The organism is Microbulbifer sp. SAOS-129_SWC, from assembly GCF_039696035.1.
Classification (GTDB): domain Bacteria; phylum Pseudomonadota; class Gammaproteobacteria; order Pseudomonadales; family Cellvibrionaceae; genus Microbulbifer.
In genome coordinates this window covers 3,055,746-3,071,871 of sequence record NZ_CP155567.1, presented here as the reverse complement: position 1 = coordinate 3,071,871, position 16,126 = coordinate 3,055,746, and the positions used below count along the sequence as shown (strand labels likewise).

Here is a 16,126-nt window from a genome sequence, read left to right as displayed (position 1 = left end):
GAAATCGCATATGTCGGGCAATACCATTGGCAAACTGTTCAGCGTCACCACCTTTGGCGAGAGCCACGGCGCGGCGCTGGGCTGTATCGTTGACGGTTGCCCGCCCGGGCTGGAAATCACTGCAGAGGAGATCCAGTGCGAGCTGGACCGCCGCAAGCCCGGTACCTCCCGCTATACCACCCAGCGCCGCGAAGCGGATCAGGTCAAGATTCTGTCCGGCGTGTTCGAGGGCAAAACCACCGGTACACCGATCGGGCTGCTGATCGAGAACACTGACCAGCGCTCCAAGGACTACGCCAACATCGCCGAGCAGGTGCGCCCGGCCCACGCCGACTACACCTACTGGCAGAAGTACGGTCTGCGCGACTATCGCGGCGGCGGCCGCTCGTCTGCGCGCGAGACCGCCATGCGCGTGGCGGCCGGCGCCATCGCCAAGAAATGGTTGCGGGAAAAATATGGCATCGAGGTGCGCGGTTACCTGAGCCAGCTGGGGCCGATCAAGGCGGAAAAGTTCGACTGGGAGCAGGTGAGCCAGAATCCGTTTTTCTGCCCCGACGCGGACAAAGTGGCGGAAATGGAAGCCTACATGCAGGCGCTGATCAAGGAGGGTAACTCCGTTGGCGCGCGCATCTCCGTCTGCGCCAGCGGTGTACCGGCGGGGCTCGGCGAACCGGTTTTCGACCGCCTGGATGCGGACCTGGCCCACGCGCTGATGAGCATCAATGCAGTCAAGGGCGTGGAAATCGGCGCGGGTTTTGCCAGTGTGGCCCAGAAAGGCACCGAGCACCGCGACGAAATCACCCCCGAGGGCTTCCTGTCCAACAACGCCGGTGGCGTGCTCGGCGGTATCTCCAGCGGCCAGGATATCCTCGCCCATATCGCGCTCAAGCCCACCTCCAGCCTGCGCATTCCCGGGCGCAGTATCGACACCCACGGCAACCCCATCGAGGTGGTCACCACCGGGCGTCACGACCCCTGTGTCGGTATCCGCGCAACGCCGATCGCCGAGGCGATGACGGCACTGGTATTGATTGATCACGCGCTGCGCCAGCGGGCGCAGAACGGCGATATCGCTCCGGGCGTGGTCACCGTCGGCGCACAATAGCGCCACGGCGAAGCAGGGGTGGCAAATTCGGCGCGCCGTGACCGAATCCCGTCGCGCCCTGCGACGGCGATCCAGTTTCTCTACACGATTTGCGGTTATGATCGGGTCTCGCCATGGAGGCGGAGATAAATGATAGGGAATGAAAGCACTGATCGTAGATCGCCACGCGGAAGACCTGAGCCGCGTGCAGTACACCGACGTCGACATGCCGGTGCCCCGCGCCGGACAACTGCTGGTACGGCTTAGCGCCAGCGTCATCAACCCCGCCGATTTCAACCTGATTCACGGGCGCAACCTGCACGCGCTGCAGCGCGCCGTGTGGAATTTCGGCAAGCCCGGCTGCTACCAGCTGCCCGGCGGCGGCCCGCACAAGCGTGCGCCCTGTACCCTCGGCACGGAAGGGCTGGGGGTGGTGGAAGCGGTGGGCAGTGGCCTGCTGGCGCGCCGCTATATGGGCAAGCGGGTCGCCATCCTCGCCGCGGATGCGCCGCAGAGTGGCACCTGGGCGGAATATCTGGCGGTGGATAGCAACCGGGCGCTGCCGCTGCCGAAAGATATCGACGACGAACAGGGCGCGATGTTTTTTCTCAATCCGCTGGCCGCCTATATCCTCACCCGCGAATTGCTGTGTGTGCCCAGGGGCGCCTGGCTGCTGCAGACAGCGGCGGGCTCGGCGCTGGGCAAAATGGTGATCCGCCTCGGCCGCCGCTTCGGCTTCAAAACCCTCAACGTGGTGCGGCGCCGGGAGCGCGTGGCGGAGTTGCGCCGTTTGGGCGGCGACGTGGTGATCGCCACCGAAGCTGACGACCTGTTCACCCGCGTGGCGGAGGAGACCGGCGGCGCCGGTGTGCACTATGCCATCGACAGCGTTGGCGGTTCCCTGTGCGGGGAGGTGTTGCGCTGTCTGGCGCCGCATGGCCGCCTGGTGTGTTACGGCACGCAGGATCCGGGCAGCACGCAGCTGCCGGTGCGGCAGCTGATGCTGTCGCTGGCGCGGGTCGAGGGATTTTATCTGGGTAACTGGCTGGCGATGCAGTCGAAGTGGAAACGCGACGCGGTGATGCGCCAGGTGCGCAAGCTGGTGGCCACCGGTGAACTGAGCAGCCGCGCGGAGCGGGAATTTCACCTGCACGATTTCGAGGCGGCACTGGCCTATGCGCGCAGTGGCGCGGGCAAGGCGCTTTTTCGTATGGTGCAGTGATCCCGGAGAAGGGGGCGGGGGTTAATTCGGGAGGGGCGCGAAATCCGATTCCGCGCCCCTTTCGTACGCGCGTTACTGGCTCAGTGACGCCATGTCGATAACGAATCGATAGCGCACATCGGCGCGCTCCATTCGCTCGAAGGCTTCGTTGACCTCATCAATGCCGATCATTTCGCACTCGGGGAGAATGTTTTTCTTTGCGCAGAAGTTGAGCAACTCCTGGGTTTCGTCGATTCCGCCAATCGGCGAGCCGGCGATGCGGCGGCGCCCCATGATCATCGGTACGGTGATCGGTTCTTCGAGCGGGCCGACCTGGCCGACGAGCACCAGAGTGCCGTCTATATCCAGCAGGGGCAGATACGGGTTGAGGTCGTGTTTGACCGGTACGGTATCGATGATCAGGTCGAAACTGGACTGGGCTTCTTCCATCGCCTCACTATTGGATGAGACCAGCAGGCGATCGGCACCGAGGGCCAGCGCATCGGCCTCCTTGTCTTCGGTGCGGCTCATCACTGTCACGTCGGCACCCATGGCAGCGGCGAGCTTGACCGCCATATGGCCCAGTCCGCCGAGCCCGATCACGCCCACGCGGCTGCCGGGACCCACATTCCAGGTACGCAGCGGTGAATAGGTGGTGATGCCGGCGCACAGCAGCGGCGCGGCGCGCGAAGCGTCCAGGCCGTCCGGTACTCCCAAGACGAATTCCTCACGCACCACCAGGTGCTTGGAATAGCCGCCGTAGGTCCGGTCTCCGGTTATGCGATCCACGTCGTTGTAAGTCTGGGTCATGCCCTCGCGGCACATTTGCTCCTCGCCGTGGTGGCACTGGTCGCAGTGTTGGCAGGAATCCACCATACAGCCGACGGCGACAGTATCGCCCACCTTGTAGTGGGCGACGTCGCTGCCCACATCGATCACGCGACCAACGATCTCGTGGCCGGGCACCAGCGGGTAGTTGCTCCGGCCCCAGTCATTGCGAACTTGATGCAGGTCGGTATGACAGATGCCGCAGTAGAGGATTTCCATGGCGACGTCGTTGGGGCGCAGATCGCGGCGTTCAAATTCAAACGGCGCCAGTGCCGTTCCGGCGGATTGGGCGGCGTAGCCGATTGTCTTCATGTTCTTGCTCCTCTGTAATGTCTGTCGATTGAATCGGGCTGCCAGCTTCCTGGGATAGCGGTCGCCCTGAACGGAATGAATCCGATGCCGGGCTCCTCGCATGTGGGCTGCATTTCCTTCTCTTCCCCCTGGGGAAGGGCTGATTTTCCGGTCGGTCGCTCATGTACTCCTCAGACATATCTCAGTTCTGCCGGAGCTTCCCGCAGACGTGCGAGGTCTTTCATTGGAGGGGCACCAAAAAGGCGGCTGTATTCGCGGCTGAATTGAGATGGACTTTCATATCCCACCGCATGACTGGCGCTGCCGGCATCCAGAGCATTGAACAGCATCAGCCTACGTGCCTCCTGAAGTCTCAATTGCTTCTGGTATTGCAGCGGTGTCATATTGGTGATAATCCTGAAATGCTTGTACAGTGCCGACGCGCTCATGCTTGCGATGTCGGCGAGATCGTCAGCATGGATCCGCTCACGGAAATGCTGTTTGAGCCAATTTACCGCGCGATTCACCTGCTGCAATTTGCTTTCACTTCGGGAAATCTGGCGCAGTTGGGCACCGCATTGACCTTTGAGAAGCCAGTAGAAAATTTCCTGCTTCGTGGGCTTGCATAGCGCGGCCAAGTCCTCCGGCGTTCGCAGCAGGCGGACAAGCCGGGTGGCCGCGTCCAGCAGTTGCGGTGACGCGTGGGCGACTGCCAGGCTGGGCTGGAGTTCATCGACTCTTTCCGGTTCGGAGCTGGCTTGCAAAATAAGCTCCCCGAGTATGTCCGAATCAAGCTCCAGAAGCAGGGACAGATACGGTTTCTTTGCGGAAGCCTCGACAATTTGTCCCGTTACTGGAACGTCTATCGAGACCAGTAAATAATTCCCGGCACCATATTCAAAGCGCTGGTCACCCAGCATTGCCTGTTTGCGCCCCTGTGCTATCACGCACACCGCGGCGTCATAGGTGGTCTGCAGCGGATGGCTGGGGGTGGTAACGCGGGCCAGGGTGAGCCCCGGCAGTGGCGTTAACTGGGCACCATCACCTTCGCACTGACCTTCAATTGCTTCGGCCAGCGCGGCCAGTTTCTGGTCGATAGAGTCACCCAAAACCACGCACCCTTACCGAGTTGGGACAGAGTTCAGTTTCTTTACAAAGAGTAGACTGGGGAGCGGGGGCAGACTCGCGCAATCGTTCACGGGAATTACCGCCTCCCGGATCGCTTTATTTGTGGGTGAGTCATTGATCTCAGCGAAGCGGATATTGATGAACATTGTTCATACACTCATCATGCGGATTGCATGGCCCAATCAATAAAGTGTCGCGACTGCACTGCCGCCAATTCGCGGTATTCACGGCGAAGGATGGTGATCGTGTCTGCATTGTTACTGATAGCCAGGCAGATCTTTCCTTCCGGCAGACGAGGACGCATGGGTAGGGCGGGTATCGTCAATGCGTGCGCTAAAAACAAAAAGGGCGGCCAATGGCCGCCCTTTTTCGTACCGGGTGAACCGCCTTACAGGTGCAGGTTCAGACCCAGGTAGGGACCCTGGATGGTCAGGTCGCTCTGCAGGTCGTCGAGTTCCTTCAGTTTGAGGGACATGCTGCGGTAGCCGGCTTCTACGGCGAAATCCAGGACCGGGGCGAAGTTCCAGCGCACTTTGGCGGTCAGGTCGGTGAGGGTGTCACCTTTGTAACCGGTGCCGTTGCCCTGGGCAATGATGGACCAGCCGGTAAACGGCAGATCGAAGCGCGCCATGGCGTAGGCCATCGGCAGTACGCCGTTGAGTTCGATGTCTTCTGACTGCATGTCGCTGGTCAGCTGCAGGTCGCCCTTGTACTGGCGTGCGGTCAGGCCCAGGTCGAGATTGACCCAGTTGTCCAGGATCTCGTAGTAGAGGGTGGCGTCGGTGTGGGTCAGGTCCAGGCTGGCATTGACTTCCTGATCGGCGGCGAAGGTCTGATCGCCGAAAGTGACGCTGCTGCTCAGCATGCTGGTACCGTCGGTGCTAATGCTGCTGTGGGCGAGCATGACATTCGGAATCAGCGGAATCGGGTGTTCCAGCGCAACCTGCAGGAAGGTGTTGTTGTCTTTGGCGACATTGAAATTATCGATATTGTAATCGTCGATACCGATATTGCCGCTGTAATCGGGCTGCCACATGCCGGCGGTGGCGTCGACGCCGAGAATGGTGTCAGCGCTGGCGGCGCCGCTGGCAAGTGCGACACACAAGGCGAGTGCGGTTTTTTTCATAGGTTCTCTCCGTTTTTTTATTGCTGGGGCGGACGGGATAACCCCCCCTCTCCCGAAACACTCTATGAATACATCCCTGTAGGGTCGATTCGGCATCCGTGCCTCAATATGGTCCCGGGAGAGGGGTATGCATCCGTGTCGCCTTGTTAATTTGGGCGCCGCGGAGTGTACTATTTTTTTCGGACTTTTCTGTTGTCAGTTGCACATTTTAAGAAAATTGCGTGATTACTGATCAGTTGCGGCGGCAATCAGGAGTTGCTGCAGTGCGGCGGCGGCGTTACTCAGCGTGCGCGCGCGGTGGCTGATCACCCCGAGGTTGCGCAGGATGTTCAATTTTTCTACCGGCAATACCGCGAGACTGTCATCTACCAAAGTGCGTGGCAGCACACTCCAGCCGAGGCCGACGCCGGCCATCATCTTGATGGTTTCGAGAAAATTGGTGGCGAGTTTGGCGGTGAGTTTAAGGCCGCGGCGATCGAACTCGCGCTTGATCAGGCGCCCGGTATAGGTATTCAGGTCGGGCAGAATCGCGGGGTAGCGAGCCAGGTCGGGCAGGTCGAGCGCGGGCATCTGCGCGAGTGGGTGATCCGGCGCGGCCACCACCACACAGGGGTCCGGCCAGATGACGCGGGCATCCAGCGCCGGGTAGTCCTTCAGTGCCAGGGTCACCACCGCCAGCTCGTACTCGCCGGCCACCAGCGCTTCATAGGCCTGTTCCGAATCGACAAAGTCGATATCCAGGGCGACGTCGGGGTAGCGGGAACTGAATTCTTTCAAGACCGGCGGCAGGTGGTGCAGACCCACGTGGTGGCTGGTGGCGATGCGCAGGCTGCCGGTCACCGCGCTGCCGAGCGCATGCAGCTCGCGCTCGGCGTCGCTGATCTCGTTGAGGATATGCCGCGCCCGCGGCAGCAGCGCGCGGCCGGCGTCGGTCAGCTGCAGGCGCCGGCCGATGCGGTCGAACAGTGCCGTGTCCAGCTGCTGCTCCAGCGCCGCGAGGCGTTTGCTGACTGCCGGCTGGGTCAGGTGCAGCGTTTCGGCGGCTTCGGACACGGAGCCCTGTTCGGCCACGGCGAGGAAGGCTTTTAGCCACTGTAATTCCACGGTGTTGACCCTCCTGTGGTTGATGTTGCCCCGGCGCCTGTGCGCTGAGCTTCGATAGGTCTGTGGAGCCGGGCAGCGGGCACCTGGCTCTCACATTCCAGTTTGGACTGATTCATATAATAAATATAAATTGATGTTATTCAACGTCGGGCGATAGACTTGCCCGAATCCCAAATCCGCAGACAACTAGAGGACTCGGCGATGGCCGGACAGACGCTCTACGACAAACTCTGGCAGGACCATCTGGTCAAGAGCCGCGAAGACGGCACTGCACTGATCTATATCGACCGCCACCTGATCCACGAGGTGACCTCACCGCAGGCCTTCGAAGGGCTGCGACTGGCCGGTCGCAAGCCCTGGCGCAAAGACTCGCTGGTGGCCACGCCGGACCACAATGTGCCCTCCGAAGCGGCCGAGCGCGCCGGCGGTGTGGCGGGTATCCGCGACGAGGTTGCGCGTATCCAGGTGCAGACTCTGGATGAAAACTGCAAGGACTTTAACGTCGTGCAGTTCGGCATCAACGAGCCGGGGCAGGGCATCGTGCATGTGATCGGTCCGGAAACCGGCGCGACCCTGCCGGGTATGACCGTGGTTTGTGGTGACTCACACACCTCTACCCACGGTGCCCTCGGCGCGCTGGCGCACGGTATCGGCACCTCCGAGGTGGAGCATGTGATGGCCACCCAGTGCCTGATCCAGAAGAAGATGAAGAACATGCTGGTGCGCGTAGACGGCGAACTCGGCGCGGGCGTGACGGCGAAAGACGTGGTGCTGGCGATCATCGGCAAGATCGGCACCGCTGGCGGTACCGGTTACGCGATCGAGTTCGGCGGCGAGGTGATGCGCAAACTGTCGATGGAAGGTCGCATGACCGTCTGTAACATGGCCATCGAGGCCGGCGCCCGCGCCGGTATGGTGGCGGTGGACCAGATCACGCTCGACTATGTCAAAGACAAGCCCTACGCGCCCAAAGGTGCCCAGTGGGAGGCGGCGGTGGAAAACTGGACCCGCCTGCACTCCGACGACGACGCCGTCTTCGATGCGGTGATCGAGCTGCGCGGTGAGGAAATTCAGCCGCAGGTGAGCTGGGGCACGTCGCCGGAGATGGTGGCGCCGGTCAGTGCGCTGGTGCCGAATCCGGCCGACGAGGCGGATGCAACCAAGCGTGCCGGTATCGAGCGCGCGCTGGAATATATGGGCCTGAGTGCCGGCCAGAAGATTACCGACATCAAGCTCGACCGCGTGTTTATCGGTTCCTGCACCAACTCCCGCATCGAGGATCTGCGCGCGGCGGCCGCTGTGGCCAAGGGCCGCAAGAAAGCCGACAGCGTGAAGCAGGTGCTGATCGTGCCCGGTTCCCAGTCGGTGAAGGCGCAGGCGGAAAAGGAAGGCCTGCACGAGATCTTTGTCGAGGCCGGTTTCGAGTGGCGCGAGCCGTCCTGCTCCATGTGCCTGGCGATGAATGCGGACAAGCTGGGTGCGGGCGAGCACTGTGCTTCCACCTCCAACCGCAACTTCGAGGGGCGCCAGGGTTACGGTGGCCGTACCCATCTGGTCAGCCCGGGCATGGCGGCAGCTGCGGCGATCGCCGGTACCTTTGTCGATGTGCGTGAATTCGAAACTCAAGCGGAGACTGCGTAAATGAAGGCTTTTACCCAGCACCAGGGCGTTGTTGCACCGATGGACCGCGCCAATGTGGATACCGACCTGATTATCCCCAAGCAGTTTCTGAAGTCGATCAAGCGCACCGGTTTCGGTCCCAACCTGTTCGACGAGCTGCGTTACCTGGATGAAGGCCAGCCGGGCCAGGATTGCAGCAACCGCCCGCTGAACGCCGAGTTCCCGCTGAACTTCCCGCGCTACAAGGGTGCCTCAGTACTGCTGGCGCGCAAGAATTTCGGCTGTGGTTCCAGTCGCGAACACGCGCCCTGGGCATTGGATGATTACGGCTTCCGCGCGGTAATTGCGCCGAGTTTTGCCGATATCTTCTTCAACAACTGTTTCAAGAACGGCCTGCTGCCGATCGTACTCGACGAGCAGGTAGTCGATCAGCTGTTCGAGGAAATGTATGCGCAGGAAGGCTACGCGCTGACCATCGACCTGGAAAAACAGCAGGTAATCAAGCCGAACGGCGACACCATCGATTTCGATGTGGACGCCTTCCGCAAGCACTGCCTGCTGAACGGCCTCGACGATATCGGTCTGACTCTGGAAGATGCGGACGATATTCGTGCCTATGAAGGCAAGCGTCGCGAGCAGGCGCCCTGGTTGTTTGATGCGGTGAAGTAGTTTTATTGGAGTCGGTGGTTCCGCTAGCGATGTTAGTGGCGGCTCCGCCGGCGATGGGCCTTTGCCAGACACGAGCTAGGCGCCCCCCTCAACCCATCCTTGGGGGCTCTGCACCGCCATCCATGGCGGTGAAGGTCTGGCGAAGTCCCCTCCCCATCGAAGCCTGCGCGTCATGTACTGGACTTCGGTCTGCGCAGCTTTGGTAGAGCGCTGAACTGGAATGCGAAGGCGCTGATGCCGATAGTTGATTGCGGGACCGTCAGCGGCCCGGACGGCCGCTGCCGAGCCCCCATGGATGGGTTTACGGCGTGTCTCGCAAACAACTATCGGCAGCAGTGCCGCCACAATTTTTGCTAGTGGGGACCTCAGACTTTCGGTTTCTAAACACTGGCTGGGAATAGGAAAGAACTGTGAGCAAAAAAATCATGATCCTCCCGGGCGACGGTATTGGCCCGGAAATCGTTGAGCAGGCGGTGGCCGTACTGGAAGCCGCGGACAAGAAATTCAATCTGGGCCTCAGCTTCGAGCAGGGCCTGATCGGTGGTGCCTCCATCGACGCGCACGGTGAGCCGCTGACCGATGCCGAGCTGGAAAAGGCCGGCGAGTGCGATGCCGTATTGCTGGGCGCCGTGGGCGGTCCCAAGTGGGATCAGCTGGATCGCGCTATCCGTCCGGAGCGAGGCCTGCTGAAAATTCGCAGCAAACTGGGCCTGTACGCCAACCTGCGTCCGGCGATTCTGTACCCTCAGCTGGCCGAGGCGTCCTCGCTCAAGCCCGAAGTGGTTTCCGGTCTGGATATCCTGATCGTGCGTGAGCTGACTGGCGGCATTTACTTTGGCGAGCCGCGCGGCATCCGCACGTTGGAAAACGGTGAGAAGCAGGGCTTCAACACCTACGTTTACACCGAGTCCGAAATCGAGCGCATTGCGCGCACCGCGTTTGAAGCCGCGCAGAAGCGCGGTGGCAAACTCTGCTCCGTAGACAAGGCCAACGTACTCGAAGTCACCGTACTGTGGCGCGAAGTGCTGGACCGCCTGGCGCCGGAGTATCCGGATGTGGAGCTGTCGCATATGTACGTGGACAACGCGGCGATGCAGCTGGTGCGTGCACCCAAGCAGTTTGACGTGATGGTCACCGGCAATATGTTCGGCGACATCCTCTCCGACGCCGCAGCAATGCTGACCGGCTCCATCGGCATGCTGCCGTCGGCGTCCCTGAACGAAAGCGGCTTCGGCCTCTACGAGCCGTGCCATGGCTCGGCGCCGGATATCGCCGGCCAGGGCCTGGCCAATCCGCTGGCGACGATTCTGTCGGCGGCGATGATGCTGCGTTACTCGCTCGATATGGGCGAGGCGGCTGACGCAATCGAAAAAGCCGTCAGCAAAGTACTCGACGAAGGACTGCGCACCGCGGATATCTACACTGAAGGCAGTACCAAGGTATCCACCGCGGAAATGGGCGCAGCAGTGGTGGCCGCTTTCTGATTCCTGAACCCGCTCCCTAATTCGACATTCCGGCGCAAGCCGGAGTCCAGGAACCAACAGGATTAACAGGACACTGCAATGAACAAAGTAGGTTTTATCGGCTGGCGCGGCATGGTTGGCTCGGTACTGATGGGGCGTATGCGCGAAGAGAACGACTTCGCCCATATTCCGCAACCGGTCTTTTTCTCCACCTCCAACGCCGGCGGCAAAGCGCCGGATGTCGGTCGTGACGTGGCGCCGCTGGGCGATGCCTTCGATATCGATGCGCTGGCCGAGCTGGATGCGATCGTCAGCTGCCAGGGTGGCGACTACACCAAGAAGGTCTATCCGCAGCTGCGCGACAAGGGTTGGAAGGGCTACTGGATCGACGCCGCCTCCAGCCTGCGCATGGAAGAGGATTCCATCATCGTGCTCGACCCGGTCAACCGCGACGTCATCGACCGCGGTATCGACGCCGGCGTCAAAGACTTTATCGGCGGTAACTGCACCGTCAGCCTGATGCTGATGGGCCTCGGCGGCCTGTTCCGCGAAGGCCTGGTCGACTGGGTGTCCGCCATGACCTACCAGGCGGCCAGTGGCTCCGGCGCCCGTCATATGCGTGAGCTGATCTCGCAGATGGGCGCTATCCGCGACGGCGTTGCCACTGAGCTGGCCGACCCCGCCAGCGCCATCCTCGAGATCGACCGCAAGGTGGCGGAGAACATGCGCTCGGCGGATTTCCCCACCGCCGAATTCGGCGCGCCGCTCGCCGGCAGCCTGCTGCCGTGGATCGATACCCAGCTGGACAACGGCCAGAGCCGCGAAGAGTGGAAAGCCCAGGCTGAAGCCAACAAGATCCTGCGCACCGAAACCACGGTGCCGGTGGACGGCACCTGCGTGCGTATCGGCGCCATGCGCTGCCACAGCCAGGCGTTTACCGTGAAGCTGAAGAAAGATGTCTCCATCGCCGAGATCGAGCAGCTGATCGGTTCCGCCAACGACTGGGCCAAGGTCGTGCCCAACGAGCGCGAAGCCACGCTCGAGCAGCTGACCCCGACTGCGGTGACCGGCAAGCTGGATATCCCGGTGGGGCGCCTGCGCAAGCTGAACATGGGCCCCGAGTACCTGTCCGCCTTTACGGTCGGCGACCAGCTGCTGTGGGGCGCGGCCGAGCCGCTGCGCCGTGTCTTGCTCATCCTGCTGGGCAAGCTGTAACCGGGCTACTTCGCGCTTGTGAGGCAGTTGCCCGCCAAGTTGTGATGTCCTTGGCATAAAAAGCCGTCCCGGAGTCCCGGGGCGGCTTTTTCCTATCCCTTCCGCGGGTATAATCGCCCCCGCTTTTTTCCCCTCCAATTGCTGAAGTGAGTTGTCATGTCGGAATCCGATCGCGAACTGGTTATTGTCGGTGTCGACAGCGCCGCCTTCGATCCTCTGCTCGAGGTACTGGAAGCGCGCAAGGTGGTCACCCCGGCGCAGCTGCGCCTGCTCGATACCGAGGACAGCGGAGCGGATCCGCAGGTATTTGCCAACCGCTCGATATCGGTGGATGTGCTGGAGCAGTTCCAGTTTGCACCCGAGCAGGTGGTGGTACTGCTGAAGGGCGGGGAAGCGGGGCGCGCGGCACTGGCGGCGGCGGAGAGCGCCGGGGCCTGGGTGCTGGATGGCGCCGATAATACCCGTGGCGACGACACGGTGGCGGTGATTCACCCGCTGCTGAATAGCGCCGATATCGCCGGCGCGGAGCGCCGCGTACTGGCGCTGCCGGCGGCCGGTGCGGCCATGGTGGCCGAGGCGCTGGCGCCGCTGGCCGACCAGCTGCAGGGCGTGGAAGTCCTGTTGGAGCAGCCGGTATCGGCGCTTGGCAAGGCTGCGGTGGATGCGATGGCGGCACAGACCGCGCGCATGTTCAACGGCCAGGAGGCGGAAATCGATCCGGCTATCGGCCATCGCCTGGCGTTCAATCAATTGAGCTCCAGCGAAGCGCTGCTGGCCAGTGGGCACAATCTGTCCGAGCTGGCGCTGGTGCACGACCTGCGGCGCCTGCTCGGCGACAAGGTTGCGGTGGACGCAACCATCAATACCGCATCGGTTTTCCACGGCCAGCTGGCCAATGTGCGTGCGCTGATGGCGGAAGACGTGGCGCTCGATCAGGTGGAGGCGCTGCTGCGCAATGGCGCACGCCTGAAAATGTCCGAGCGGCCCTCGGCCCAGGAGGCCGTCGGCGGTGAGGAAACACTGGTTGGCCGCGTGCGACAGAGCCTGTTGAATAAAAGGCAGGTTAATTTTTGTGCAGCGTCGGACAATTTGCGCAAAGACCTGGCAATCAACTGTGCGCAGATTGTTCACTTGTTGCTAAAAAACCATTGATAATTAATACTTAGCCGACATAGTGAAGGTTTATTCTTAACTTCGGCTCAACACCTGGTTGCAAGAGAGGGCGGCGCTTTTATCGGTGCATCGGTGAAAGTTTCGTCGGGAATGCTGACTGTTATTGCGACAGTCGCGGTGTTGAACGTTTACTGTACAGTGATGGCGTTGGTCGCAGGCGCGAATTGCGATACAACCTGGTGATTCTAACAATAAAGGGAATCGGATATGCGTGTGCGAAAGCTGGCACTAGCTGTTGGTCTGGTCAGCGCACTGGGGGGCAACGGCGCTCTGGCGCTCGGTCTGGGTGAGATCAAGCTGAACTCCACCCTCAATCAGCCTCTCGACGCGGAAATTGGCTTGCTGCAGACCCGTGGTCTCAGCGAGGGCGAAATCAAGGTGCGGCTTGCCACGCCTGACGACTTCGACCGGGCCGGTGTCGACCGGTCCTATCTGCTTTCCGAACTGAAGTTCGAGGTGGATTTCTCCGGTAACCAGCCGGTGGTGCGCATCACCAGCCGTGAACCGATTCGCGAACCCTATCTGGACTTCCTGGTCGAGACCCGCTGGCCCAGCGGCCGCCTGTTGCGGGAATACACCCTGTTGATGGACCTGCCGGCCTTCTCCGGCGAGACCGCCCGCCAGCCGGTGCGCGCCGCCGAGCGTGAGCGCCAGCAGGTACAGCGCCAGCCGCAGCCCCAGCGGCAACCGCAGCAGCGCCCGTTGCAGCCGACCACCACGCCCGCAGCGAAGCCTGCCCAGCAGGCCGCAGCGAAGCCCGCCGCGCAGGCGGTGGCGGAAGAGCCCGCGGTGCAGCAGCGCGCCGCGCAGGACACTGCCGACAGCGGCAGCCAGGTATACGGCCCGGTTTCCTCCAACGATACCCTGTGGGAAATTGCCCAGCAGAGCCGTGTCGGCCACGAATTCTCCGTCCAGCAAACCATGCTGGCGATCCAGCGCCTCAACCCCGAGGCGTTCATCAACAACAATATCAACCTGCTCAAGAAAGGCGCGGTGCTGCGCCTGCCCAATACCGACGATGTGCGCGCGCTGTCGGTGCGTGACGCCATCTCCGAAGTGGCGGTACAGAATGATTCCTGGCGCCAGCGCGCCGGGCAGGATACCACCACCGGCGCGCCGCTCGACGCCCGCACCGCGACCGCCGACAGCACCGAGAGCGACACCGTTGAAGGCCGCGTCAGCCTCGCCGCACCCGGTGACAATGACACGGTGACTTCGGGTTCCGGCAGCGGCGCCGCAGACAGCGAGGCGCACTCCGGCGAGCTGGCCGCCACCGAGGAAGAGCTGGACAAGTCCAAGCTGGAAAATTCCGAACTCAAAGACCGCATCTCCGAGCTGGACGATCAGATCGACACCATGGAAAAAATGGTGGATGTGTCCAGCGACGAGCTGAAGGCGGTGCAGGATGCCGCCAAGCAGTCTAATGATGCGGCCGACGCCGAACCGTCCGCCGACTCTTCGCTTGCCGCAGCCGACACCGAGCAGGCGGACACCGCCGCGCAAGACGACAGCGCAGAGCAGGGCGACAAGGACACTGCAGCGGCCGCCGAAACGGTGAAGAAACCGGCCGCGCAAGAGCAGCACAATCGCGTCGTCACCGTGCAGACCAAGCCCGAACCCACGCTGCTGGAGCGGGTGATGGACAATATCATGTTCATCGGTATTGGTGCTGCGGCACTGCTGGCGGGCCTGTTCGGGCTGTTCGCCTGGCGCCGTCGCAAGGAAGAAGAGGAAGCCATGCGCATCGTCGAGGCCGAAATGGCCGCCGAGCGCGCACTGGCCGAAGCGCCGGCCGAATCCGAAGAGGATGAGGCCCTGGCCGCGGTTGAATCCATGGAAGCCAGCGACGAGTTCGATCTGGGCGAACTGGATGGTGTGGGCACTGATGATCCGGTTTCCGAAGCGGAAATTCACCTGTCCCTCGGCCAGTACTCCGAGGCCGAAGGCAAACTGCTGACCGGCCTGCAGCAGGATGGCCAGAACGTGGACGCGCGCCTGATGCTGCTGGAGGTTTACGCCCACCAGCAGGACGCCGACAAGTTCGACGATCACTACCGCCAGCTGCTCACTATCAGTGACGGCCCCGCCGCCGATCGCGCCGCGCGTCTGCGCGAGAGCATCGCCGGCGCGCGGGCCTTCGAGGCGCCGGAGATGGATTTCACCAGTGAGTCGCTGGAAGCGGCGCAGCTGGATGATATCAGTGCGTCCTTTGAAGACGATTTCTCCAGTTTCGACAGCAGCGCCGACAGCACGCACGCGCAGGATTCTTCGCTGCTCGACGACCTGACCATGGATCTGGACGGCGACAGCGCTGTGCCGAACGTGGAAGACGCCGCTGTGCCGAGCGCGGACGACGACGAATTCTCGCTGGACCTGGAGGTTGATTTCGACTCCGGGGCGTCCGACTTCGGCGGCGATACCCTCGGCAGCAGCGAGGCTGACACCAGCGAAGACGCCGCTGACACGGCGGGCGACGAATTCAATTTTGACGAGCTGATGTCCGCCGATCTGGATCTGGGCGAACTGGATCTCGATACCGGCGATACCGGCTCCGGAGCAGCCGACACGGCCAGCGCCGCCGATAGCAGCGACCTCGGGGAGTTCGAGCTCGACGGCGGTGACCTGCAGCTGGATAGCGACGACACTGGTCTCGAATTCGACCTGGACCTGTCGCCGATGGACGAGGACGACGCGCAGGGCGCCGCAACCGAGGCGCCGTCGCCGCAAGTGGCGGAGCCCACCCCGGCGGTGGCAGACAATGCTACATTTGACGCCGCGCCGGCGGATGATGCCGACAGCGACGACTTCGAGAGCTTCGGCGACGATCTGGGTGAGCTGGATCTGGACTCCATCGACCTGGACGAGATTGCCGGCGACCTGGGCGCTGCCGATGAGCTCGCCGCCGACAGCGATATGGCCGTCACCGCGCCGGCTGAGAAAGCCAGCACGGGCACCGCGGCCCAGCCGGCGGCCGCCAGCAGTGCGGATTCCGACTTCGGCGACCTGAACTTCAATCTGGAGAGTGACCTGGATTCGGAGCTGAACCTGCTCGAGGGCAGCGACGAAGTCAGCACCAAGCTGGAACTGGCTCAGGCTTATCTGGATATGGGTGACAAAGACGGCGCCAAAGATATCCTCAAGGAAGTCGTGGACGAGAGCAGCGGCGAACACCAGGGCCGCGCCAAGGAAATGCTGGAGCGTATGGTTTAACCCCTGCGCCCCGG

General features: G+C 62.2%; 12 protein-coding genes. 8 read left to right on the top strand and 4 right to left on the bottom strand.

Features of this window, described 5'->3' with window-relative positions; translation table 11 throughout:
- The first annotated feature begins 10 nt into the window (after positions 1-10).
- Positions 11-1,105, top strand: coding sequence for a chorismate synthase (gene aroC / locus ABDK11_RS13325; RefSeq protein WP_346837002.1), 1,095 nt, complete (start codon positions 11-13; stop codon positions 1,103-1,105).
- A 139-nt stretch (positions 1,106-1,244) separates the two neighbouring features.
- Positions 1,245-2,306, top strand: a complete 1,062-nt coding sequence (locus ABDK11_RS13320; RefSeq protein ID WP_346837001.1) for a zinc-dependent alcohol dehydrogenase family protein — start codon at positions 1,245-1,247, stop codon at positions 2,304-2,306.
- A 72-nt stretch (positions 2,307-2,378) separates the two neighbouring features.
- Here the strand turns inward: ABDK11_RS13320 and ABDK11_RS13315 are convergent, their stop codons facing one another.
- The 4 genes from ABDK11_RS13315 to ABDK11_RS13300 all read right to left on the bottom strand — a co-directional run bounded on the left by ABDK11_RS13315 (position 2,379) and on the right by ABDK11_RS13300 (position 6,762).
- Positions 2,379-3,425, bottom strand: a complete 1,047-nt coding sequence (locus tag ABDK11_RS13315; protein ID WP_346837000.1) for an NAD(P)-dependent alcohol dehydrogenase — start codon at positions 3,423-3,425, stop codon at positions 2,379-2,381.
- A 170-nt stretch (positions 3,426-3,595) separates the two neighbouring features.
- A complete protein-coding gene (locus tag ABDK11_RS13310) occupies positions 3,596-4,513 on the bottom strand; it encodes an AraC family transcriptional regulator (RefSeq protein WP_346836999.1) in 918 nt (305 codons plus the stop codon).
- Between the two features lie 407 nt (positions 4,514-4,920).
- Positions 4,921-5,658, bottom strand: a complete 738-nt coding sequence (locus tag ABDK11_RS13305; protein WP_346836998.1) for a TIGR04219 family outer membrane beta-barrel protein — start codon at positions 5,656-5,658, stop codon at positions 4,921-4,923.
- 225 nt (positions 5,659-5,883) lie between these two features.
- Entirely contained in the window at positions 5,884-6,762 is an 879-nt protein-coding gene (locus tag ABDK11_RS13300; RefSeq protein ID WP_346836997.1) for a LysR family transcriptional regulator, read from the bottom strand.
- 201 nt (positions 6,763-6,963) lie between these two features.
- Here ABDK11_RS13300 and leuC point away from each other — a divergent pair, with 201 nt between their 5' ends.
- From leuC to ABDK11_RS13270, 6 genes are all read left to right on the top strand, one after another.
- Positions 6,964-8,403, top strand: a complete 1,440-nt coding sequence (gene leuC / locus ABDK11_RS13295) for a 3-isopropylmalate dehydratase large subunit (protein ID WP_346836996.1) — start codon at positions 6,964-6,966, stop codon at positions 8,401-8,403.
- Positions 8,404-9,051: a 3-isopropylmalate dehydratase small subunit gene (gene leuD, locus ABDK11_RS13290; RefSeq protein ID WP_346836995.1), complete on the top strand. Its 648-nt coding sequence runs from the start codon at positions 8,404-8,406 to the stop codon at positions 9,049-9,051. It abuts the gene before it with no gap.
- A 410-nt stretch (positions 9,052-9,461) separates the two neighbouring features.
- Positions 9,462-10,535 (top strand): 3-isopropylmalate dehydrogenase, encoded by a 1,074-nt coding sequence (gene leuB, locus ABDK11_RS13285; protein ID WP_346836994.1) that lies wholly within the window; start codon positions 9,462-9,464, stop codon positions 10,533-10,535.
- Positions 10,536-10,613: 78 nt separating this feature from the next.
- Positions 10,614-11,729, top strand: a complete 1,116-nt coding sequence (asd, locus tag ABDK11_RS13280) for an aspartate-semialdehyde dehydrogenase (RefSeq protein WP_346836993.1) — start codon at positions 10,614-10,616, stop codon at positions 11,727-11,729.
- A gap of 156 nt (positions 11,730-11,885) precedes the next feature.
- Complete coding sequence (locus ABDK11_RS13275; RefSeq protein ID WP_346836992.1) at positions 11,886-12,881, top strand: Asd/ArgC dimerization domain-containing protein; 996 nt, start codon at positions 11,886-11,888, stop codon at positions 12,879-12,881.
- A gap of 228 nt (positions 12,882-13,109) precedes the next feature.
- Positions 13,110-16,112, top strand: coding sequence for a FimV/HubP family polar landmark protein (locus tag ABDK11_RS13270; protein WP_346836991.1), 3,003 nt, complete (start codon positions 13,110-13,112; stop codon positions 16,110-16,112).
- The last annotated feature ends 14 nt before the right edge of the window (positions 16,113-16,126 follow it).

Coding starts and splice junctions, on each gene's coding strand:
- leuD (WP_346836995.1), top strand. CDS start 8,404: ATGAAGGCTTTTACCCAGCACCAGGGCGTTGTTGCACCGATGGACCGC.
- asd (WP_346836993.1), top strand. CDS start 10,614: ATGAACAAAGTAGGTTTTATCGGCTGGCGCGGCATGGTTGGCTCGGTA.
- aroC (WP_346837002.1), top strand. CDS start 11: ATGTCGGGCAATACCATTGGCAAACTGTTCAGCGTCACCACCTTTGGC.
- ABDK11_RS13315 (WP_346837000.1), bottom strand. CDS start 3,425: ATGAAGACAATCGGCTACGCCGCCCAATCCGCCGGAACGGCACTGGCG.
- leuC (WP_346836996.1), top strand. CDS start 6,964: ATGGCCGGACAGACGCTCTACGACAAACTCTGGCAGGACCATCTGGTC.
- ABDK11_RS13270 (WP_346836991.1), top strand. CDS start 13,110: ATGCGTGTGCGAAAGCTGGCACTAGCTGTTGGTCTGGTCAGCGCACTG.
- ABDK11_RS13275 (WP_346836992.1), top strand. CDS start 11,886: ATGTCGGAATCCGATCGCGAACTGGTTATTGTCGGTGTCGACAGCGCC.
- ABDK11_RS13320 (WP_346837001.1), top strand. CDS start 1,245: ATGAAAGCACTGATCGTAGATCGCCACGCGGAAGACCTGAGCCGCGTG.
- ABDK11_RS13305 (WP_346836998.1), bottom strand. CDS start 5,658: ATGAAAAAAACCGCACTCGCCTTGTGTGTCGCACTTGCCAGCGGCGCC.